Consider the following 20,102-nt stretch of genomic DNA (forward strand, 5'->3'; position numbering starts at 1 on the left):
CGGCGCCGGGAGGCGACTCCCCCTAACCTTCCGCAGCCACCGCCCTACAGCAGCCCCATAGCGCGCAGGCTCGAATGTCCCGACCCAGCGATGATAATATGATCATGCAAGGCGATCCCCAACCGTTTGCCCGCCTCGGCAACGCGCCGCGTTATGTCGATGTCCGCACGGCTCGGCGCGGGGTCACCGCTCGGATGATTATGCACCAGGATGATCGCCGCAGACCCCAGGTCGATCGCCCGCCGGATCACCTCGCGAACATAGAGCGCGGCTTCGTCGATCGATCCGTCGCTCATCACTTCGTCGCGGACCAGCATGTTGCGCGCATTGAGATGCAGCACTCGGACGCGCTCGTTGGTGCGGTGCGCCATGTCGGCATGGAGATAGTCGAGCAGCGCCTGCCAGCTCGCGAGGACCGGGCGCGTGCTCGCCTCGACCCGCAGCAGGCGGAGCGCGGCGGCCTGCACGATCTTGATCGCGGCCGCCGACGTATCGCCCATTCCGGCAACCCGCATCAGGGCCTCGGGCTCGGCCCCGAAAACGCCGCCGATCCCGCCGAATTCGGCGAGCAGCGCTTTGGCCAACGGCTTGGTGTCCCGGCGCGGTATCGCGAGCGCGAGGAGATACTCGACCAGTTCGTGATCGAGCAGGGCTTCCTCGCCCTGGAGGAACAGCCGCTGACGCAACCGCGCACGGTGCCCCGCTTGGTCCGGAAGGGAAGGGGCTGGCGCGCTCATCGTCCTCAGACCTATCGTTACGCTTGCGACGAAGCAACGCGCGCGTCTATGTCTCCAATATTGGCGTGCCGCTGGTAGGTCCGGACGGCGACCAATGGTTGACACCCCCCGGTCTGCTTCTTAAACGATCCGTCACACGGGGGTTGCCCCTGTTTCCCGCACATATCGTCGCGGTGCCATGACGGCACGGCGGCGTTTTCTTATCAGGACACGCGCCCCTTGGCCGATCAACGCCCGACCGACGACCTCGACGCCCGCATTGCTTCGGCACGTGCGGCATCGCAGGCGCGTGGCCAGGGCGTGGTGCCGCAGGCAAAGGGCTATGGCCAGGGAACCCGGGTTCTCGCGCTATTGCTTGGTGCGTTGCTTGGTGGTGGAATTCTTGGCTGGGCGCTTGATTCGTGGCTCGGTACCAGCCCGTGGGCTCTGCTCATCGTGCTGGCGCTGGCCGTCGTTGGAGCGTTCATGAACATCATGAAGATTTCGAAGGAGCGCGCGGAGTGAGCGCCGGCAAAATCGATCCGATGGAACAGTTCATGGTGGAGCCCGTCCTGGGCCGCCATATCGAGCTGTTCGGTTACGACGTCTCCTTCACCAACTCGGCGCTGTTCATGGTCGTCGTGTTCGTGCTGCTGGCGGTATTCATGGCGGGCGGTCTCAAGCGCCAGCTCATCCCCGGCCGCTGGCAGGTGATGGCCGAGAACGCGGTGAGCTTCATCGATTCGATGGTCAGCGTGAACATCGGTTCGGGCGGCAAGAAGTTCGCCCCCTACATCTTCTCGCTGTTCTTCTTCATCCTGTTCGCCAACCTGATCGGCGTTATGCCGCTTGCGATCCTGCCCGGGCTGCACACCTTCGCGGTGACGAGCCACATCACGGTCACCGCGATCCTGGCGTTCCTGTCGTTTGCGATCGTGCTGGTCGTCGGCTTCGCCAAGCATGGCCTCAAGTTCTTCTCGCTGTTCGTGCCGCACGGTGCGCCCGGCTGGCTGATGCCCGTCATCATCCCGGTCGAGTTCGTGTCGTTCATGGTCCGCCCGTTCAGCCTCGCGCTGCGACTGTTCGTCGCGATGACCGCCGGGCACATCCTGCTCGAGGTGTTCGGCAGCTTCGTGGTGCAGGGGATCAACGCCGGCGGCGCGCTCGGCCCGATCGTCAGCGTGCTCAGCTTCATCATGATCGTCGGCGTCAGCGCGCTCGAGCTGCTGGTCTGCGCGATCCAGGCTTACGTCTTTGCACTGCTCACGTCGCTGTACCTGCACGACGCGGTGCATCTGCACTAATCGTTTTCAACACCCATCTGACTGTATTCTAAGGAGCTTAACATGACTGATCTTGGTGCAATGTACATCGGTGCCGGCCTGGCAGCGATCGGTGTCGGTCTCGCGGCACTCGGCGTCGGCAACGTGTTCGGTTCGTTCCTCGAGGGCGCACTGCGTAACCCGGGCGCAGCAGACGGCCAGCAGGGCCGCCTGTTCATCGGCTTCGCAGCATCGGAGCTGCTCGGCCTGATCGCGTTCGTCGTCGCGATCCTCATCCTCTTCGTCGTCCGCTAAGTAAGAGCGAGCGCAGCCCATGCCGCAGCTTTCCCAGATCGGTGAGATCTACGCCTCCCAGCTCTTCTGGCTGGCGATCGTATTCGCGCTGATCTATTTCGGGATCGGCAAGGCGATGGTCCCCAAGATCGAGGCGACGATCGACGATCGTAACGGCCGGATCGACGGTGACATCGCCGCGGCAGAGGCTGCGCGCGCGCAAGCGCACGCCGTCGAGGCAGCCTATCAGACCGGGCTTGAAAACGCCCGGTCGAAGGCTGCCCTGGCGCTGGGCGAGGCCAAGGATCGCGCAACCGCGAATACCGAAGCCAAGCTCAAGGCAAGCGATGCGGCGATGCAGGCACAGCTTGCCGCCGCAACCGCGCAGGTCGCAGCGTCCAAGACGCAGGCCTTCGCCGAGATTGAAACAGCAACGACCGATGCGGTCGAAGCGATCGTCGCCAAGCTTTCGGGCGTGGCGGTGGACCGTTCGACGATCGAAGCGCGTGTGAAGACGGAATTGGCGCATGGCTGAGGGTTCCACCGTACAAACGGTAGCATCGACGGGCGTCGCCGAACTCCATCACGAGCCAACCGCGTTCGGCATCAACGCAGCCGGCTGGGTCGCGCTGTCGATGCTGGTCGTGATCGGGCTGCTGCTCTGGAAGAACGTACCGGGCCTCGTTGCCCGTATGCTCGACGGGCAGATCGAGAAGATCCGGTCGCAACTGGACGAGGCCTCGCGGTTGCGGGCCGAGGCCGAAGCGCTGCTCGTGGCGGCGCAGGCACGCGATGCGGCAAGCGCGGGCGACGCCGCCGCGATCGTCAAGCATGCCGAAGCCGAAGCCGCCGCGATGGTGGCAAAGGCAGAAACCGATCTGGCCGAGCTCGTCGCACGTCGCCAGACGATGGCGCAGGACCAGATTGCCGCTGCACAGCGCGGTGCCATCGCCGAAGTCCGCGCCTCGGCCGCCGATGCAGCCGCCCGCGCCGCATCGACGATCATTGCCGAGCGTCACGGTGCCGACGCCGACAAGGCGCTGGTCGACCGCACAATCGCAGGGTTGGGCCGCCTCAACTAAGCCCGCGCCGGTCGATCCGGCGCGCTGCGTTTGCCTTGTCACACGTCGGAGCTAGGGTAGCGTGCCACGGCGATTCGCGCCGTCGTCACTCAACGAGGCTCCGTCATGAAAACTTTCGTCCTCGCTGCCGTCATGCTGTCATCGGCAGCACCTCTGGCGGCCCAATCGACCGCGCCTACGACCCCGACCACCACTGCGCCCGCACCCGCTCCGGCCGCGAAATTCACGCTCGATACGCCGATCGAGACGATCGCCGCGGATCCCGCGGCGAAACAGGTGCTCGACGCGGACCTGGACAACATCACCGCGCACCCGATGTACGATCAGTTCAAGAGCATGTCGCTGTCCCAAGTCCAGCCGTTGTCGCAGGGCGCATTGACCGATGCGGCGCTGGTCAAGGTCAAGGCGGACCTGGCCGCGCTGAAATAGCATTTCTGCCCGCATTCCGGGCCTGTTGGGCCCGGAATGCGGGCAAGCGCGGTTCAGGCGTCGCGCAAGCCCACACCGATGCTCGCGCGCGCCTGCTCCGCTTCGTTGGACACGACCGGATAGGCGCAATAATCGGCGGCATAATAAGCACTCGGGCGATGATTGCCCGACCAGCCGATCCCGCCGAACGGTGCGCCCGACGAAGCGCCGTTGGTCGGCTTGTTCCAGTTGACAATTCCGGCGCGGGCATTCGCCCAGAACTGGTCGTACAGCTTCGGGTTCTGGCTCAGCAGCGACGCCGACAGGCCGTAGCGCGTGTTGTTCGCCTCGACGATTGCATCCTCGAAGCTCGCCTTACGAATCACCTGCAGGATCGGCCCGAACAGCTCGATGTCCGGGCGGTCGTTGAGATCGGTCGTGTCGATCAGCGCCGGGCGCAGGAACGGACGGTCGGGGACCGGACGCTCGAGGTGGCGAATTGCACGACCGCCGCGCATCATCAGTTCGAGGAAACTCTCGGTCAGCAGGTCAGCGGCCTGATTGTCGATCACCGGTCCCATGAACGGGGCAGGGGAGGCGTGCGGTTCATCGACGATGATCCGTCCGACCAGCTTGGTCAGTTCGTCCATCAGCGGATCGTATTGCTTCTCGTCGACGATCAACCGGCGCGCGGCGGTGCAGCGCTGGCCCGCGCTGGTGAAGGCGGACTGGACGATCAGCACGGCCGCGGCATGGAGATCAGGCGACTCCCACACGATGATCGGGTTGTTGCCCCCCATTTCGAGCGCGAGGATCTTCTCGGGGCGAGTCGCGAACTGACGGTTGAGGGCGATCCCGGTCGGTGCCGAGCCGGTGAACAGCAGCCCGTCGATCCCGTCATGCGCCGCCAGCGCCTTGCCTTCGTCCGCGCCACCGATCAGCAGCCGGATGCACCCCTCGGGCACGCCGCCCGCGCGCAGACAGTCGACCAGGAACGCGCCGGTCGCCGGGGTCTTCTCGGACGGTTTGAACACCACCGCATTCCCTGCGAGCAGCGCGGGCACGATGTGGCCGTTGGGCAGATGCGCCGGGAAGTTGTACGGCCCGAGGACGGCCAGCACGCCGTGCGGCTTGTGACGCAGCGCCATCCGTCCGGCCATCTGCGAATCGAGCCGCCGCTGCGGAGTCCGGTCGGCATAGGCACTGACTGAAATGTCGACCTTGGCGATCACCGTCTCGACCTCGGTGCGCGCTTCCCACAATGGCTTGCCGGTCTCGCGCGCGATCAGGTCGGCAAACGGCTCGGCCCGCGCGCGGACGACATTGGCGAACCGGCGGAGCGTCTCGATCCGGTTGGTCAGCGGTTGCGCCGCCCACGATGCCCAGCTTGCCCGCGCGGCGGCGACCTCGACGTCGGCGTCGCCGATGGCACCCTCCCACAGCAAGGCACCGGTTGCGGGTTCGTAGGATAGGAGATTGCTCGTCATCGGAGAGTCTTGCCCCAGAATTAAGGGTGAATCCACTTCCCTGACGCGACGTTATCCCGCCAATGCCTCGCCCATTTGGCGGATCGCGGCGATCTTCGCATGGAATGGTGCCCAATCATCGCGCTGATCGATCGCCGCCCAGATCGCCTCGACCTCGTCGATCAGCATCGAACACGGTGCGCTTGACCAATAGGGGTGGGTACGCGCTTTCCGCGGCGCATAGCCCGCGAGCGCGGCGCGCAGGGGATCGAAAGCCTCGCCCTCCGGAACGGTGCCGCCGAAGGCGTCGAAGAAGAAGCGGTCGATCCCGATCGCGCTCTGCGTAAGGCCTTGTTCGATCGTCTGGACCAGCGCACGGTCGCGTGTCGGCTCCTGCGGCACCACGCCGAGCCGCCACAGGATCGCGTCCGACACGGCGCGTTGATAGCGCTCGGGGAAGGTCTCGAGGATGTCGATCAGCGGTTGCGCCTCGCTGACGGTGCGCAAGGCGACTGCGAGTTGCATCGCATTCCAGTGAATCGCCTCGGGCTGGCGGCCGAAGGCGTAAAGCCCGGCGTGGTCGAAATAGGCGGCGGTGAACGCCGGGTCCCATGTCGGCGCCCAGCGCCACGGGCCATAGTCGAAGCTCTCGCCCGTCACGTTGATGTTGTCGGTGTTGAGCACGCCGTGGACGAACCCGGCCGCCATATAGCTGGCCGCGAGCGTCGCGGTCCGCCCGACGACCAGGTCGAGCAGCCGCGCAGGCGCGTCCTCGCCCGGTTCCTCGCCATACAGGTTGCGGAGCACATATCCGACCAGCCGGGTCATGCTTTCCGCATCGCGCAGATAGGCGAGCCGCTGGAACGTGCCGATCCGGATGTGGCTGTGGCTGAGCCGCACCAGCACCGCCGAGCGCGTCGGCGAAGGCTCGTCGTTGCGCTCCAACTCCTCCCCGGTCTCGATCAGCGAGAAGCTCCGCGACGTCGGCACGCCCAGCGCCTCTAACATCTCGGTCGCCAGCACTTCGCGCATCCCGCCCTTGAGCGTCAGTCGGCCATCGCCGAAGCGGCTCCACGGCGTCGTCCCCGACCCCTTGGTGGCAAGGTCCATCAGCCGGCCGCGGTCATCGCGGAGCTGCGCGAACAGGAACCCCCGGCCGTCACCGATCTCTGGGTTGTAGTTTCGGAACTGATGGCCGTGATAGCGCAGCGCAAGCGGCTGCTCGAGACTGCCCGGCATCGCCGCGAAGCGCCCGAAATGCTCGATCCATTCTGCGGCACCAAGATCGCCGAGCCCCACCTCGGCGGCGGCGCGATCGTTGCGGAAACGCAGGTGCGTTTCGGGGAAATTCGCCGCGACGACAGGATCATAGAATGCGTCGCCGAGATCGAGGATCGCGGTTTCGGGGCGATAGGGTTGCGGGTGCTGGTCCATACGTGAATATGGAGGGTACCAACCGCAGGACGCAACCATGCCACCGTACGAAAACCGATATTGGTGGTCCAATGACGGCCTCCGGCTCCATTATCGGGACTATCCGGGTCCTGCCGATCGCCCGCCGATCCTGTGCCTGCCCGGTCTGACGCGCAACGCGCGCGATTATCACGACCTCGCGCGGCGCCTGTCCCCCGACTGGCGCGTGATCGCGATCGACCTGCGCGGGCGCGGCGACAGCGGCTATGCCAAGGACCCGATGAGCTATGTGCCGCTCACCTATGTCCAGGACGTGGAGGCGTTGCTGCGCGAACTGGACGTAGCGCGTTACGTCGCGTTCGGCACGTCGCTCGGCGGGATCGTCGCGATGCTGCTCGCCGGGACCGCTCGGGAAAAGCTGGCGGGGTTGGTACTCAACGACGTCGGCCCGGAGATCAGCCCCGAGGGCCTGTCGCGGATCCGCAGCTATGTCGGCAAGTCCAACACCTGGCCGACCTGGCTCCACGCAGCGCGCGCGGTCGCGGAGGCGAACGAGTCGGTCTATCCCGACTTCCAGCTCGAGGACTGGCTGGCGATGGCCAAGCGGTTGTACCGGCTCAACAGCGCCGGGCGGATCGTGCTCGACTACGACATGAAGATCGCCGAACCGTTCCGCGTTCCCGGCAACGAGGCCGGACCCGACATGTGGCGCGCGCTCGACGGGTTGAAGACCGTACCCACGTTGCTGGTGCGCGGCGCGACCTCGGACGTCCTCGCGGCGAATGTTGCCGAGCGGATGGCCGGGGTGCTCGAACAGGGCGACCTCCTCACGATCCCCGACACCGGCCACGCGCCGACGCTGGACGAACCCGAAGCGATCGCCGCGATCGACCGGCTGCTCGCCCGGATCGCCGCGGAACCCGCTTCGGGCTGAGGCGTCTCCAAGGGACTGAAACCGGGAGCCCTTGCATGACCGACCTGTCCGACGCGCATACCGCGATGCCGAGCCTGAAGGGCAAACGGGTGATCATCACCGGCGGCACCACCGGCATCGGTCGCGCAATCGCCGTGCTGCTGGCGAGCGAAGGTGCGCGTGTCTTTATCTGCGGTCGGAGCGACGAACATCTGGCCGATGCGCTCGCGCGGATCCGCGAAGTGGGCGAGGGCGACGGGATCACGCTCGACCTGTCGCATGAGGCGAGCCCCAAGGCGTTCGTCGCGGCAGGCAAGGCGTATCTGGGTGGGGTCGATGTCTCGGTGATCAACGCGGCGATCGCTGCGGAAGGCCTGAGCGACATGTCCGAGGAGGAGGTCCGCTATGCCATTGCTACCAACTTCACCGGATATCTGATGACCGCGCACGCCTCGATCCCTGCGCTCGATGGCGCGGGCGACATCGTGCTGATCGGATCGATGAGCGCGCATGTGCTCGGGCCCAACTCCACGGTCTACGCCGGGATCAAATACGGCATCCAGGGCTTTGCCGAGGCGTTTCGCCGCGAGATGGGGCCGAAGGGCGTGCGCGTATCGCTGGTCGAACCCGGTCTCACCGGATCGACGATGCAGGAACCCGAATCGCCGCCCGAGAAGCAGCGCGAGAAGATCCGCGATGAAACCTCGCTGCGCGCGGAAGACATTGCGGTCGGCGTGCAGTACATCCTGACGCAGCCACGCCGCACGGTTATCCAGCAGCTCACCATCTCGCCGCGGAACCAGGATTCAGAATGACCTTTCCCCATGACGCGCTGATCTTCACTCCTGCCGACGTCGACCTGAGCAAGTCTCCGCTCGCCGGACAGATCGACGCTGAGACCTATGTCCTCGGCGCGTTCAATCCCGGGATGACGCGGTTGCCCAACGGCAATCTGCTACTGATGGTGCGGATCGCGGAGGCGCTGCGCACGCCGATCAAGGAACAGCAGATCCACGCGATCCGCTGGCATGACGGCGGCTATTGCCTCGATGCTTGGCCGCTCGATTTCGTCGATACGGCCGACCCGCGCAAGTTCATGATGCGCGGCGGCGGGTGGAAGGTGATGGCGCTGACCTCGCTGTCGTGGCTGCTCCCGGTCGAACTCAACGCCGACGGCACGGCGGTGGTGGCGGTGCATTACGACAAGGCGATCGCACCGCAGGCGTCCTACCAATGTTATGGCGTCGAAGATGCGCGGATCAGCAAGGTCGGCGATCGCTATCTGATGACGACCTGCTCGGTCAGCCCGGAGCGGCATTCGACGACCTTGTACAGCTCCGACAATGCGCTCGACTGGACGCTCGAGGGGATCGTGCTCGATCACCAGAATAAGGACATGCTGATCTTCGAAGGGCTGGTCGGCGACAAATACTGGGCGCAGACGCGGCCCTTGGGCGACCTGTACTTCGCCTATCCGCCGGGGAGCGAATGGCGCGCGGGGCCGTCGATCAACCTGTCGACCTCGCCCGACGCGCTTCACTGGAAGCCGCACGACCGCCCCGGTATCCGCCCGCATTCGGCGACGATGGCGACCGCGCGGATGGGCGGCGGCACCCCGCCGATTCTGGTCGACGGGCCGGACGGCGGCGGCTGGCTGAGCCTGTGGCACGGGGTCGAGCCGATGGGCGTGGTCGGCGTGTATCGCACCTATTGGTCGCTGCTCGACCGCGACGATCCCAGCCGGGTGATCCGCACCAGCCACGACGCGCTGATCGAAGCGAACCCGGCGCTGACCGATACGCTGCGCGACCAGATGTATATCGACAACGTCGTCTTCACTACGGGCATCGCCGATGCGGGGGATCATTATGTCGTCGCGAGCGGGGAGGCGGATCTGGCGTGCCGGATCTCGCATCTGCCCAAGGCGCTGTTTCGCTAATATCGTCGGGACGGCGGAGGCCGCTTCCGCCCATTTGCGGATATACCGATCGCAGTCGGTTGATCCTGATTGCGGACGTTCGTCGATCCGGTAGGTTCAACGGATGCGTATCCATATGACATGCTACTTGATCGTCCTCACCGGCCTTTCGGCATGCGGAGAATGGCACCAGACAGACCAGAAAACGTCGCCTGACGGTCGCGCAGTGGCCACTGTAGAGGTACAATTGCGGGGCGCATCAAGCTCTAACACCACGCGCATCAGCGTCGAGAATGGCAACGGAGGAACGCTGATCTCGCCGGGAGAAATCGTGTCTGCTGACGCCGCTATTGTGGATGCGACACGCGTGACATGGGCAAGTCCAAACGATCTGCGCGTGATCTTGTGCGCGGCAACAGCTTATCGGGTTCGTGCTCGTCTTCTGCGCGACCCTTTGACTCTCCAAGATGGCTCTGAAAACGCTGTCTCAGTTGCAGTTGAGAACTGGCGCTATTCAGAACAGGAGAAACGGTGCGTGCGGAGCTAACGTCCGCTTGGCGGCGTTCCAGCCCGAAACCGGACTGTCTCATAACCACCAAACCACGACAGTCGAACCGAGATCACCCTAAGCAGCGCGTAGTGATCGTTGGTCGTCGCTGGGGCCGTCCAGCCAGCCGTCTTCCGCCACGCCAAGTGTGCGGATCCAGATGGTGCCGCCGTCGTTCTTGGCCTGATACATCAGCCGGTCGGCGACGCCGACATGCGCTTTGTCGACACCGGTTTCGCTGAGATTCAACACCAGGGCGCCGATGCTGCAGCCGAGCGGAAACGGCGTCTGCATGCAGTTCATCTCCAGATGCAGGGTCGTGGCGCGGCGGTAGCCTTCGGCTTCGCTGTCGACCGGCAGGAACAGCAGGAACTCGTCGCCCCCGATCCGGGCGAACACATCGTTCGGTCGGATCAAATCCCGGACCCCGTGCGCGAACGCCTGGAGGGCTTCGTCCCCCGCGGCATGGCCGTGCCGGTCGTTGATCTGCTTGAAGCCATCGAGATCGACATAGGCAAGGATGCCCCACGCGCGATGCCGCGCGACCGCACCGGCATTGTCGTAGAAGGCCTGCTCGTTGGCGAGCCCGGTCAAGGAATCGCTGCGTGCGCGATGCCACTCGCGATCGTACGAGCGGCGCGTGCCGGCCATCAGGACGATGATGATCGCCACCGCCAGCAGACGCATGGCCATGTTCCAGGCGATCGCCGTATGGCCGAGCGGATAGGCTTCTAGCCCGTTCGCGGCGAGCGATACCGCGACGCAGGCGGCGCTGGTCAGCGCGGCGTCGCGCCATCCCAGGGTCCAGGCGGGCATGCACAGGATCAGCAGGTAGATCGGGCCGAACCAGAGGGTATTCCCGGTCGCATAATCGGCGAGCCCGACGATGACGACCGCTGTGGCGGTCAGGGCGCGTGCCCGGGCGCGCGAGAGTGCGGTCGTCCAGGCAATCAACGCATCCAGCCGGTCATGCCAGCGCCGGGGAGGCGGCATCGCTTGAAGAGACAATGGTCTATTCATTTGGGTGCCGTAACGATCATAAGGTAAAGCTTGTGTTACCATGCCATCGGCGGGAGGCACCGGCGGGAGAGGACTGCACTGACGCAGCTTCGTCGCGCCGTCACCTTGGCGTTTACCTGGCAGGCGAACCGCCCATCGCGCCAACGCCAGCCCTCCGACACGACGGGGCTGGTTTTGCGCCGCGGAGTCGGTAAGCACGCCCGCAATGCGCGCCGTGAACATCCTCCATCTGCACTCGACCTTCTCGCCGGGCGGGAAGGCGGCGCGTTGCGTGCGGCTGATCAATGCGTTCGGCGCCACTGCGCGCCATACGATCGCCTTCAGTATGGACGGCGCATATGGCGCCCAGAGCGGGATCGCGTCGGGCATCGATTACGAGATTGCGCAGAACCCGCCGCCGCTGACGGGTGGCCCCTCGGTCCAGCGGTACGAGGCGATCGCCGCGTATATGCGCCGGTTTGATCTGGTGCTGACGTATGATTGGGGCGCGATCGATGGGGTGATGGCGAAGCGCGTGTCGTCCAAGGGGATGCCCCCGGTTGTGCATCACGAGGATGGCTTCGATGCCGACGAAGCCGACGGGCTCAAGCCGCAACGCAACCTGTATCGCCGTTTCGCGCTGACCAAGGCCGATGCGCTCGTCGTGCCGTCGCAGACGCTGGAAGGGGTCGCGCTCAAGACGTGGAAACAGCCGCGTGACCGCGTCCACCGGATCGCCACCGGAGTCGACACTGCGCTGTACGCCAAGAAGCCCGACCCCAAGGCGATCCCGGGTTTCAAGCGCAAGCCCGGCGAAGTCGTCATCGGCACGCTCGCTGGCCTGCGCGCGGTCAAGGATTTGCCGATGCTGGTCCGTGCAGTCGGGGGCCTGTCGGGTAAGGTGCGTCTGGTCATCGTCGGGGAAGGGCCCGAGCGACAGGCGATTCTCGACACCGCCGAGCGCATGGGGATGGAGAGCCAGCTCGTGCTTCCCGGCTTCCTGCCGGATCCGCATCGCTACATCGGCTTGTTCGACATCCTCGCGCTGTCGTCGAGGAGCGAGCAACTGCCGATCGCGGTGATCGAGGGGATGGCGGCGGGCCTGCCGATCGTCGCGACCCCCGTCGGGGATATCCTGGCGATGGTTTCGCCCGACAATCACAGCTTTATCGAACGGCGCACGCATGAAGTGGCTTTGCGCGATTCACTGCAGACCTTATGTGATGCCACGCCCGAGCAGCGCGGCTGGCTGGGGCAGAAGAATCGGGCAAAGGCGATCGCGGAATTTGACGAGGCGACGATGATTGCGCGGTATCGCGCGTTATACTCCACGGTCCTCGGCCAGCCAGGCCGGCTGGGCTGATTCACGATTTGCCGCTGATGGCATCCAACGCCTATATCGAACGTATGTTAACCCGGGAGCCGTTCACTTGTTCAAAGGTTTGAAGCCCATCGTTTATGGAGGCCGCGAGGTCTGGCCGCTCGTCGAGGGCGGTAAGGGCGTCGCCGCGACCAACCATGCGAGCGCGGGTGCCTGGGCCGCGGCTGGCGGGATCGGGACGGTATCGGCGGTCAACGCCGACAGCTACGATCCCGACGGCAAGATCATCCCGCAGGTCTATACCAAGCTGACCCGGCGCGAACGTCATGAGGAACTGATCGAGTTCGCGATCGAGGGCGCGGTCCAGCAGGTCCAGCGGGCCTATGATATCGCGGGTGGCCAGGGCGCGATCAACATCAACGTCCTGTGGGAAATGGGTGGCGCGCAGCGCATCCTGAACGGCGTGCTCGAACGCACCCGTGGTCTTGTCGCGGGTGTCACCTGCGGCGCGGGGATGCCGTACAAGCTGAGCGAGATCGCCTCGTCCTACGAGGTCAGCTATCTCCCGATCGTCAGTTCGGGCCGCGCGTTCCGCGCGCTGTGGAAGCGCGCCTATTCCAAGGCGGCGGACTATCTGTCGGCAGTGGTCTATGAGGACCCGTGGCTCGCGGGCGGGCATAACGGCCTGTCCAACGCCGAGGATCCGTTGCAGCCGCAGGACCCGTATCCGCGCGTCAAGGCGCTGCGCGACACGATGCGCGAAGGCGGCATTTCGGACGACGTGCCGATCGTGATGGCGGGCGGCGTCTGGTATTTGCGCGACTGGTCCGACTGGATCGACAATCCCGAGCTCGGCGCGATCGCCTTCCAGTTCGGCACGCGCCCGCTGCTGACGCAGGAAAGCCCGATCCCCGAGGATTGGAAGGCGCGCCTCACCAATATCCAGGAAGGCGAGGTGCTGTTGCATCGCTTCTCCCCGACCGGTTTCTATTCGAGCGCGGTGCTAAACCCGTTCCTGCGGCATCTGCAGGCGCGCTCCGAGCGCCAGATCGCCTTCTCGACGCAAAGCGCGGGCGATCACACGTTCCAGCTCGACGTTGGCGTGAAGGGCAAGAACTTCTGGGTCACGCGCAACGACCTGCTCAGCGCGCGCGAATGGTTCGGCGCGGGGTATACCGACGCGCTCAAGACGCCCGACAACACGCTCGTCTTCGTGACGCCCGAGGACAAGGGCGTGATCCGCAAGGATCAGGCGGATTGCATGGGCTGCCTCAGCCAGTGCTCCTTCTCGTCTTGGTCGGATACGGAGACCAACTCGACCGGTCGCCTTGCCGACCCGCGCAGCTTCTGCATCCAGAAGACGCTGCAGGACATCGCGCACGGTGGTGACGTCGAGCAGAATCTGATGTTCGCCGGGCATGGCGCGTACCAGTTCAAGCGTGATCCGTTCTATTCGAATGGGTTCGTGCCGACGGTGAAGCAGCTGGTGGATCGCATCCTGACGGGTGACTGAGGGACGAACTCTCCAATCTCATCACTTACTGCGCTTCCCCGGCGAAGGCCGGGGCCCAGTAGCGCAGGTTTTGGTAATGGAGCACAGCGGCCAGCATTTTCCTGTTTCGCGACTGGGCCCCGGCCTTCGCCGGGGAAGCGGAAAAAGGGGAAGCGGAAAGAGGATTGAAGCGAAAAGAGGGGGAAGCGGAAGGAGGGGGAAGCGGAAGGAGGGGGAAGCGGAAGGAGGGGGAAGCGGAAGGAGGGGGAAGCCTGAAAGGGAGGGGCGACGCGGATCGTCCCCCCCCGCCGTTCCCACACCGCCCCCCACGCGCTACAGCCCTGCGATGCACCTGCGCACCACCGCCCTGATCCTCGGCGTCCGCCACCACGGCGAACACGGCGCGATCGTGCGCGCGCTGACCCCCGAGGATGGATTGCAGGCGGGCTATGTGCGTGGCGGCCGGTCCAGCCGAATCCGCCCGATCCTGCAACCCGCCAACCGCGTCGTCGGCGAATGGCGCGCGCGGACCGATGACCAGCTCGCCAGCCTGACGGTCGAACTCGTCACCAGCCGCGCGCCGCTCTACGCCGAACCGCTGCCCGCGCTGGCGCTCGACTGGGTGACCGCGCTTACCGCCGCCGCATTGCCCGAGGCCTTGCCCTATCCCCGCCTGTACCTCGCGCTCGATGCGGTGATCGAAGCGATCGCGCTTGCCCCCGCCGCACGCGGCTGGGCGCTGACGCTTGCGCGTTACGAGCAACTGGTGCTCGCGGAACTCGGCTACGGGCTCGACGACGACGCGCTGCCGCGTGCGCTGACCGATCCCACGGCGGACGACTGGTCCGACGTGTTCGCGGCCCTGCACGTGTTGGGCGACGCTTTGGGCGCGCAAATCATGGTCGATCGACGCGCCGTAACGCTCGAATCACGGGCGCGTTTGATCGATCGGCTCAAAAGGGCGGTTGCGTGAAGCCGCAAGGCTCGGCATGGCCGCGCCTTCGACTGACGGATGGGGACGGACCTTGGCACTGATCGCAATCCTCGCTGGAGACGGCATCGGCCCCGAAGTGACGCACGAGGCACGCCGCGTGCTCGAAGCGCTCGGGCTCGACCTCACGTTCGAGACCGGGCTGGTCGGTGGCGCCGCCTACCGCAAGACCAGCCACCCGCTGCCGCCCGAGACGCTCGCGCTCGCGAAGCGTGCGGACGCGATCCTGTTCGGCGCGGTCGGCGATCCGGACATGGACGGGCTCGAACGCGCGGTGCGCCCCGAACAGGCGATCCTCGGCCTGCGCAAGGAACTCGGGCTGTTCGCCAACATCCGGCCCGCGACGATGCTCCCGGGGCTGGAGGATTCTTCCGCGCTCCGCCCCGAGATCGCGCGCGCGATCGACATGGTGATCGTTCGCGAACTGACCGGCGACGTCTATTTCGGCGACAAGAGCCGTGGTTTTTCGCACACCGGCCTGCGCGAGGCGCATGACATGATGCGCTACGACGAGGTCGAGATCGCCCGGATCGTGCGCGTCGGGTTCGAGATGGCGGCGCGGCGCAACCGGCGGCTGACTTCGGTCGACAAGGCCAATGTGCTCGAGACGTCGCAGCTATGGCGCGAGATCGTCAACGAGATCGCGCGTGACTATGCCGAGGTGAAGCTCAGCCACATGTACGTCGACAACGCCGCGATGCAGCTGGTGCGCAATCCCGGGGCGTTCGACGTGATCGTGACCAGCAACCTGTTCGGCGACATCCTGTCGGATCAGGCGAGCATGTGCGTGGGGTCGATCGGGATGCTCCCGTCGGCATCGCTCAACGACTGGCAGGGTAGCTGCGGCCTATACGAGCCGATCCACGGGTCGGCGCCCGACATTGCGGGGGAGGGCAAGGCCAACCCCTGCGCGGCGATTCTGTCGGCGGCGCTGCTCTTGCGGCACTCGCTGTCGGACGAGGAGTCGGCGGTGCGTGTGGAGGCGGCAGTACGTGCGGCGATTGCCGACGGCGCGCGAACCGTGGATCTCGGGGGTACGCTGACGACGTCGCAGATGGGCGACGCGATCCTGGCAGCGCTGAACTGATCTTCTACTTCTGAAGCCCCTCCCCTTCAGGGGAGGGGTTGGGGGTGGGGACGTGTCTTATGGAGAGCAAGGTTCTGCTGGACTCCCCCACCCCAACCCCTCCCCTGAAGGGGAGGGGCTTTTATAGTCAGCGCCTCACCCGATCACCGTCTTCAAATTCATGAACTCGTGCAGCCCATACGGCCCGAGCTCCCGCCCATGCCCCGACCGCTTCACGCCGCCAAACGGCGCTTCCGGCGATGACGCCAGCATTGCATTCACCGCGACCATGCCCGCCTCGATATCCCGCTCGAACCGCGCCCGTTCGTCGGCATCGTTGGTCCACACCGACGATCCCAGCCCGAACGGCACCGCATTCGCCAGCGCGATCGCCGCATCCAGATCGTCGGCGCGGAACAGCATCGCGATCGGCCCGAACAATTCCTCCTGGGCGACAGCATGATCGAGCGGCACGTCGACCAGGATCCCGGCCGACATATACGCCCCCTTGCCGGGCAACGCCTCGCCGCCGAACAGCAGCTTGGCCCCGGCTTGTTCGAACAATTTGAGCTGTCCAAGCACTGTGTCGCGCTGTTCCTCGCTGGAAAGCGGCCCCATCGTGCTGTCCGGATCGAACGGATCACCCGCCACGACGGCCTTCATACCCGCAGAGAACTTCTCGAAGAACGTGTCATAAACATCTGAATGCACGATCATTCGCTTTGCGCAGATGCAGGATTGCCCGGTGTTCTGGACGCGCGCGGTGACCGCCTGCTTGGCCGCCTCGTCGATGTCGGCGGACGGCATCACGATGAACGGGTCCGACCCGCCCAGTTCCAGCACCACCTTCTTGAGCGCGCGCCCCGCGGCTTCCGCCACCTTCATCCCCGCGCCTTCGCTGCCGGTAAGTGTCACCGCAACGATCCGGTCGTCCGCGATCAGGTCGGCGACCTTGTCCGATTTGATCGCAAGGTTCTGGAACAGACCCGCGGGGCCACCCGCGGCGATCACCATTTCCTCCAGCGCGGCACCGCAGCCCTGAACGTTGGAGGCGTGCTTCAGCAGCCCGACATTCCCCGCCATGATCGTCGGCGCCATGAAGCGAACCACTTGCCAATACGGGAAATTCCACGGCATCACCGCGAGCACCGGCCCCATGGGGTGCCACGTCGCGGTCGCGCCGGGGAAACTGCGCGGCTCCAGCATCGCGGGGCCTTCCTGCGCATAATGACGGAAAGCGGCGGCGCATTTCTGTACCTCGGCGATCGCGGACTTGAGGGTCTTGCCCATTTCCCGCGTCGCGATCTCGGCGAGGCGATGCGTGTTGGCGTCAAATTGCTCTGCAATCCGCTCCAACAGCGCGGCGCGCTCCGCCGGGTCGGTCAGCCGCCACTGACGATAGGTGGCGTCAGCTTGTGCAACCTTCGCCGCGATCTCGTCCTTGGTCAGCTCGGCGAAGCTTTCGCCCGGCGCGCCGGTGGCGGGGTTGATGCTGGTGAACATGGGCGAAGGCTCCTGTGACATGGGTCCGGGATGGGATTATGTTCTGACAAACGCAAAGTCTTGCCGCGGTATCCTTGACCCCCGTCGCTTGCCTGCCGCATAGGTTGGCAATGGATACACCGATCGATGAGCTGACGTTCGAAGCGGCGCTAAAGGAACTGGAGGGGATCGTGTCGAGACTGGAAAGTGGGGACGCGCCGCTGGATCAGGCGATCGCGCTCTACGAACGCGGCGACAAGCTTCGCCGCCGTTGCGACGACCGGCTGAACGCCGCGCAGGCCCGGATCGAGGCGATCCGCACCGACAGTGAGGGGCGCGCCATCGGCACGCAGCCCTTTGCAGCAGGTTGATCCCGTGAGCATGGCGCCCCTGTCGCTCGCCGAGGCCCTGGCCGAGGTGAGTCTCGACATCGATACCCGGCTCGATTCGCTGATCTCGGTCCCCGACGACGCGCGCGCGCCGTTGTACCGCGCGATGCGGCACGCCGCGATCGGTGGCGGCAAGCGGCTTCGTCCGTTGCTGGTCATGGCGACCGCGCGGCTGTTCGCGGTCGATCGCGATTGTGTCGGCCGGGCCGGCATGGCGATTGAATGCGTCCACGTCTATTCGCTGATCCACGACGATCTGCCCGCGATGGACAATGACGACATGCGCCGTGGCAAGCCGACCGTCCATAAGGCGTTTGACGAGGCTACCGCGATCCTTGCGGGCGATTGCCTGCATGCGCTGGCGTTCGAGATCCTTTCCGATCCCGCGACCCACGCCGATCCGTTCGTGCGGAGCGAGCTCGTGCTCGATCTTGCCCGTGCAGCCGGTCCCGCCGGAATGGCGGGCGGTCAGGCGATGGATTTGGAGGCGGAGAAGACCACCTTCGACCTTCCGACCGTCACGCGGCTGCAGGCGATGAAGACCGGCGCGCTGATCGCCTGCTCGGTCGAGGCGGGCGCTATCCTCGGCAAGTTGCCGCCGGAAGGGCGCACCGGTCTGCGTGGCTACGCGCGTGATCTTGGCCTCGCGTTCCAGATCGCCGACGATATCCTCGACGTCGAAGGCGATGAAGCCGCGGTCGGCAAGAAGCTCCACAAGGATGCGGGTGCGGGCAAGGAGACGTTCCTCTCATTGCTTGGCCTGCCGCGCGCGCGCGAACAGGCGCGGATGCTGGTCGATCAGGCGATCGCGCATCTCAAGCCTTATGGCGCGGAAGCCGATCTACTCCGCGAGATCGCCCGGTTCACGCTCGAAAGAGATCGGTGACGATCCGCACGGGGGTCTATCCCGGCACCTTCGATCCGGTCACGCTGGGACACATGGACATCATCCGGCGCGGCGCGAAGCTGGTCGACCGGCTGGTGATCGGGGTTACGACCAACCCGTCCAAGTCGCCGATGTTCACGATCGACGAGCGGATGGCGATGGTCCAGCGCGAGGTCGAAGGCGTCGCGGGTGAGATTCACGTCGTCAGCTTCGATTCGCTGCTGATGGATTTCGCCGAGCGCGAAGGCGCCAAGGTCATCGTCCGCGGACTTCGGGCGGTCGCCGATTTTGAATATGAGTATCAAATGGCGGGGATGAATCAGCAGATCAATCCGCGCGTTGAGACCGTATTCCTGATGGCGGACGTTTCGCTCCAACCGATCGCCAGCCGACTGGTCAAGGAAATCGCGCTCTACGGCGGGCCGATCGACCGTTTCGTCACCGCGACCGTCGCCGCGGAGGTCGCCGAACGGGTCGATCGCATCGGTCGCAAGGGCGAAGCGCATCGCCAGCGGGCCTGATTTCCGCCACGGCCCTAATGTGGTCGCTTTCGCACGGCATCTGCCGCAACACGCTGGCGGTGACGTTCACGTTGGCGCAAGCGACGACTTGGTCTAAGCGACCATTCATCGAGATTTTCGCGGGGACCTGATGCGTTTCGTAGCCACCCTTCTTGCCTTCATCCTGGCACTGGTTTCCGGCCCCGCTTTCGCCGCAAAGAAAGACAAGGTCGAGGTCCAGGACGCCAAGGTGTCGACCGCCAACCGCCCGGCTGTGCCGTCGGTCACCGACCCCGCGAACCTGTGGTATCTCGACCTGTCGACCGGTGGCCGTGTCGTCATCTGGTTGCGTCCGGATGCCGCCCCCAAGATGGTCGAACGGGTAAAGCTGCTGACCAGCCAGCATTTCTATGACGGCCTGCTGTTCCACCGCGTGATCGAAGGCTTCATGGCGCAGACCGGCGACCCCAAGGGTGACGGTACCGGCGGCTCGACGCTGCCGAACGTTGACGCCGAGTTCAACTGGCTGCCGCACGTGCGCGGCGCGGTTTCGGCCGCGCGCGAGGGTGCCCCCGAAGGCGCGACCGTCGAGGCAGTGACCAAGGCCGAGAACAGCGCCAACAGCCAGTTCTTCATCGTGTTCAATCCGACGATGAAGCTCGACAAGAAGTACACCGTGTTCGGCCGCGTCATCTCCGGCATGGAATATGTCGATCAGGTCGCGCGCGGCGAGCCGCCAACGGCACCGTCGCGGATTCTCCACGCCTATCTCGGCACGGACAATCCCCCCGCTTATGTCCCCGCACCGCCTGCACCGGTCGCGCTTCCGACCACTGCACCGGTCCTGAAGCTCGCGCCCAAGGCGAAGCCCCGTCCCGCGGCGTCGCCTGCACCCCGCAAGAAGGCGGCATAATCCGCCAGCCGTTACGACACGGTAGAGGGGCGCGGTAGAGGAAC

The 20,102-nt window shown here is 65.4% G+C and carries 23 protein-coding genes; 18 read left to right on the top strand and 5 right to left on the bottom strand.

Annotated features, from left to right (window positions below):
• Positions 1-44: 44 nt before the first annotated feature.
• Positions 45-737, bottom strand: coding sequence for a RadC family protein (radC, locus tag AC3WJR_RS03585; protein ID WP_354280034.1), 693 nt, complete (start codon positions 735-737; stop codon positions 45-47).
• Between the two features lie 219 nt (positions 738-956).
• Here radC and AC3WJR_RS03590 point away from each other — a divergent pair, with 219 nt between their 5' ends.
• The 6 genes from AC3WJR_RS03590 (at position 957) to AC3WJR_RS03615 (ending at position 3,783) form a co-directional block, all read left to right on the top strand.
• Entirely contained in the window at positions 957-1,241 is a 285-nt protein-coding gene (locus AC3WJR_RS03590; RefSeq protein WP_492722355.1) for an AtpZ/AtpI family protein, read from the top strand.
• Positions 1,242-1,261: 20 nt separating this feature from the next.
• Entirely contained in the window at positions 1,262-2,020 is a 759-nt protein-coding gene (locus AC3WJR_RS03595; RefSeq protein ID WP_492724140.1) for a F0F1 ATP synthase subunit A, read from the top strand.
• A 60-nt stretch (positions 2,021-2,080) separates the two neighbouring features.
• A complete protein-coding gene (locus AC3WJR_RS03600; protein ID WP_354280586.1) occupies positions 2,081-2,293 on the top strand; it encodes a F0F1 ATP synthase subunit C in 213 nt (70 codons plus the stop codon).
• A gap of 19 nt (positions 2,294-2,312) precedes the next feature.
• Complete coding sequence (locus AC3WJR_RS03605; RefSeq protein ID WP_354280038.1) at positions 2,313-2,807, top strand: F0F1 ATP synthase subunit B family protein; 495 nt, start codon at positions 2,313-2,315, stop codon at positions 2,805-2,807.
• On the top strand, positions 2,800-3,354 hold the full coding sequence (locus AC3WJR_RS03610) for a F0F1 ATP synthase subunit B family protein (protein WP_354280040.1): 555 nt from the start codon (positions 2,800-2,802) through the stop codon (positions 3,352-3,354). The genes AC3WJR_RS03605 and AC3WJR_RS03610 overlap by 8 nt, the downstream gene beginning before the upstream one ends.
• Positions 3,355-3,459: 105 nt before the next feature.
• The gene (locus AC3WJR_RS03615) at positions 3,460-3,783 is read left to right on the top strand and encodes a hypothetical protein (RefSeq protein WP_354280041.1); all 324 of its coding nucleotides are present in this window, start codon (positions 3,460-3,462) and stop codon (positions 3,781-3,783) included.
• Positions 3,784-3,836: 53 nt separating this feature from the next.
• On the opposite strand, the gene astD is transcribed toward AC3WJR_RS03615, so the two are convergent.
• Positions 3,837-5,249 carry a succinylglutamate-semialdehyde dehydrogenase gene (gene astD, locus AC3WJR_RS03620; RefSeq protein WP_492722359.1) on the bottom strand — a complete coding sequence of 471 codons (1,413 nt, stop codon included), beginning with the start codon at positions 5,247-5,249 and terminating at the stop codon, positions 3,837-3,839.
• A 51-nt stretch (positions 5,250-5,300) separates the two neighbouring features.
• Positions 5,301-6,662: a protein adenylyltransferase SelO gene (locus AC3WJR_RS03625; protein WP_492722361.1), complete on the bottom strand. Its 1,362-nt coding sequence runs from the start codon at positions 6,660-6,662 to the stop codon at positions 5,301-5,303.
• A gap of 37 nt (positions 6,663-6,699) precedes the next feature.
• Here AC3WJR_RS03625 and AC3WJR_RS03630 point away from each other — a divergent pair, with 37 nt between their 5' ends.
• The 4 genes from AC3WJR_RS03630 (at position 6,700) to AC3WJR_RS03645 (ending at position 10,019) form a co-directional block, all read left to right on the top strand.
• Positions 6,700-7,575 (top strand): alpha/beta fold hydrolase, encoded by an 876-nt coding sequence (locus tag AC3WJR_RS03630; protein ID WP_492722363.1) that lies wholly within the window; start codon positions 6,700-6,702, stop codon positions 7,573-7,575.
• A 35-nt stretch (positions 7,576-7,610) separates the two neighbouring features.
• Positions 7,611-8,369 (top strand): SDR family oxidoreductase, encoded by a 759-nt coding sequence (locus AC3WJR_RS03635; RefSeq protein ID WP_354280049.1) that lies wholly within the window; start codon positions 7,611-7,613, stop codon positions 8,367-8,369.
• Positions 8,366-9,493: a glycoside hydrolase family 130 protein gene (locus AC3WJR_RS03640; protein ID WP_492722366.1), complete on the top strand. Its 1,128-nt coding sequence runs from the start codon at positions 8,366-8,368 to the stop codon at positions 9,491-9,493. The genes AC3WJR_RS03635 and AC3WJR_RS03640 overlap by 4 nt, the downstream gene beginning before the upstream one ends.
• A gap of 127 nt (positions 9,494-9,620) precedes the next feature.
• On the top strand, positions 9,621-10,019 hold the full coding sequence (locus AC3WJR_RS03645; protein WP_492722368.1) for a hypothetical protein: 399 nt from the start codon (positions 9,621-9,623) through the stop codon (positions 10,017-10,019).
• Positions 10,020-10,097: 78 nt separating this feature from the next.
• Here AC3WJR_RS03645 and AC3WJR_RS03650 read toward each other — a convergent pair whose 3' ends face one another.
• Complete coding sequence (locus AC3WJR_RS03650) at positions 10,098-11,408, bottom strand: GGDEF domain-containing protein (protein WP_492722371.1); 1,311 nt, start codon at positions 11,406-11,408, stop codon at positions 10,098-10,100.
• Between AC3WJR_RS03650 and AC3WJR_RS03655 the strand changes: the two genes are divergently transcribed.
• From AC3WJR_RS03655 to leuB, 4 genes are all read left to right on the top strand, one after another.
• On the top strand, positions 11,365-12,381 hold the full coding sequence (locus tag AC3WJR_RS03655; protein WP_492722373.1) for a glycosyltransferase family 4 protein: 1,017 nt from the start codon (positions 11,365-11,367) through the stop codon (positions 12,379-12,381). The genes AC3WJR_RS03650 and AC3WJR_RS03655 overlap by 44 nt on opposite strands.
• Before the next feature lie 67 nt (positions 12,382-12,448).
• Entirely contained in the window at positions 12,449-13,852 is a 1,404-nt protein-coding gene (locus AC3WJR_RS03660; protein ID WP_354280057.1) for an NAD(P)H-dependent flavin oxidoreductase, read from the top strand.
• A gap of 325 nt (positions 13,853-14,177) precedes the next feature.
• Positions 14,178-14,804, top strand: a complete 627-nt coding sequence (gene recO / locus AC3WJR_RS03665; protein ID WP_492722377.1) for a DNA repair protein RecO — start codon at positions 14,178-14,180, stop codon at positions 14,802-14,804.
• 52 nt (positions 14,805-14,856) lie between these two features.
• Positions 14,857-15,909: a 3-isopropylmalate dehydrogenase gene (gene leuB / locus AC3WJR_RS03670; protein WP_492722379.1), complete on the top strand. Its 1,053-nt coding sequence runs from the start codon at positions 14,857-14,859 to the stop codon at positions 15,907-15,909.
• A 135-nt stretch (positions 15,910-16,044) separates the two neighbouring features.
• Here the strand turns inward: leuB and AC3WJR_RS03675 are convergent, their stop codons facing one another.
• On the bottom strand, positions 16,045-17,391 hold the full coding sequence (locus AC3WJR_RS03675) for an NAD-dependent succinate-semialdehyde dehydrogenase (protein WP_492722381.1): 1,347 nt from the start codon (positions 17,389-17,391) through the stop codon (positions 16,045-16,047).
• Positions 17,392-17,501: 110 nt separating this feature from the next.
• On the opposite strand from AC3WJR_RS03675, the gene AC3WJR_RS03680 reads away from it, so the two are divergent.
• The 4 genes from AC3WJR_RS03680 to AC3WJR_RS03695 all read left to right on the top strand — a co-directional run bounded on the left by AC3WJR_RS03680 (position 17,502) and on the right by AC3WJR_RS03695 (position 20,058).
• On the top strand, positions 17,502-17,741 hold the full coding sequence (locus tag AC3WJR_RS03680; protein WP_354280064.1) for an exodeoxyribonuclease VII small subunit: 240 nt from the start codon (positions 17,502-17,504) through the stop codon (positions 17,739-17,741).
• Between the two features lie 4 nt (positions 17,742-17,745).
• Entirely contained in the window at positions 17,746-18,645 is a 900-nt protein-coding gene (locus AC3WJR_RS03685; protein WP_354280066.1) for a polyprenyl synthetase family protein, read from the top strand.
• Positions 18,646-18,647: 2 nt separating this feature from the next.
• Entirely contained in the window at positions 18,648-19,166 is a 519-nt protein-coding gene (coaD, locus tag AC3WJR_RS03690; RefSeq protein ID WP_492724143.1) for a pantetheine-phosphate adenylyltransferase, read from the top strand.
• 130 nt (positions 19,167-19,296) lie between these two features.
• Positions 19,297-20,058, top strand: coding sequence for a peptidylprolyl isomerase (locus AC3WJR_RS03695; RefSeq protein ID WP_492722384.1), 762 nt, complete (start codon positions 19,297-19,299; stop codon positions 20,056-20,058).
• Positions 20,059-20,102: the final 44 nt, after the last annotated feature.

It is taken from the genome of Sphingomonas sp. FW306-05-A, assembly GCF_058782275.1.

Excerpts from the sequence above, each read along its gene's own strand:
- recO (WP_492722377.1), top strand. The coding sequence starts at position 14,178 with ATGCACCTGCGCACCACCGCCCTGATCCTCGGCGTCCGCCACCACGGC.
- AC3WJR_RS03675 (WP_492722381.1), bottom strand. The coding sequence starts at position 17,391 with ATGTTCACCAGCATCAACCCCGCCACCGGCGCGCCGGGCGAAAGCTTC.
- AC3WJR_RS03625 (WP_492722361.1), bottom strand. The coding sequence starts at position 6,662 with ATGGACCAGCACCCGCAACCCTATCGCCCCGAAACCGCGATCCTCGAT.
- AC3WJR_RS03630 (WP_492722363.1), top strand. The coding sequence starts at position 6,700 with ATGCCACCGTACGAAAACCGATATTGGTGGTCCAATGACGGCCTCCGG.
- radC (WP_354280034.1), bottom strand. The coding sequence starts at position 737 with ATGAGCGCGCCAGCCCCTTCCCTTCCGGACCAAGCGGGGCACCGTGCG.
- AC3WJR_RS03615 (WP_354280041.1), top strand. The coding sequence starts at position 3,460 with ATGAAAACTTTCGTCCTCGCTGCCGTCATGCTGTCATCGGCAGCACCT.
- AC3WJR_RS03595 (WP_492724140.1), top strand. The coding sequence starts at position 1,262 with ATGGAACAGTTCATGGTGGAGCCCGTCCTGGGCCGCCATATCGAGCTG.
- AC3WJR_RS03695 (WP_492722384.1), top strand. The coding sequence starts at position 19,297 with ATGCGTTTCGTAGCCACCCTTCTTGCCTTCATCCTGGCACTGGTTTCC.
- AC3WJR_RS03610 (WP_354280040.1), top strand. The coding sequence starts at position 2,800 with ATGGCTGAGGGTTCCACCGTACAAACGGTAGCATCGACGGGCGTCGCC.
- AC3WJR_RS03600 (WP_354280586.1), top strand. The coding sequence starts at position 2,081 with ATGTACATCGGTGCCGGCCTGGCAGCGATCGGTGTCGGTCTCGCGGCA.
- AC3WJR_RS03655 (WP_492722373.1), top strand. The coding sequence starts at position 11,365 with ATGGACGGCGCATATGGCGCCCAGAGCGGGATCGCGTCGGGCATCGAT.
- AC3WJR_RS03650 (WP_492722371.1), bottom strand. The coding sequence starts at position 11,408 with ATGCCCGACGCGATCCCGCTCTGGGCGCCATATGCGCCGTCCATACTG.
- AC3WJR_RS03680 (WP_354280064.1), top strand. The coding sequence starts at position 17,502 with ATGGATACACCGATCGATGAGCTGACGTTCGAAGCGGCGCTAAAGGAA.
- astD (WP_492722359.1), bottom strand. The coding sequence starts at position 5,249 with ATGACGAGCAATCTCCTATCCTACGAACCCGCAACCGGTGCCTTGCTG.
- AC3WJR_RS03640 (WP_492722366.1), top strand. The coding sequence starts at position 8,366 with ATGACCTTTCCCCATGACGCGCTGATCTTCACTCCTGCCGACGTCGAC.
- AC3WJR_RS03635 (WP_354280049.1), top strand. The coding sequence starts at position 7,611 with ATGACCGACCTGTCCGACGCGCATACCGCGATGCCGAGCCTGAAGGGC.
- AC3WJR_RS03605 (WP_354280038.1), top strand. The coding sequence starts at position 2,313 with ATGCCGCAGCTTTCCCAGATCGGTGAGATCTACGCCTCCCAGCTCTTC.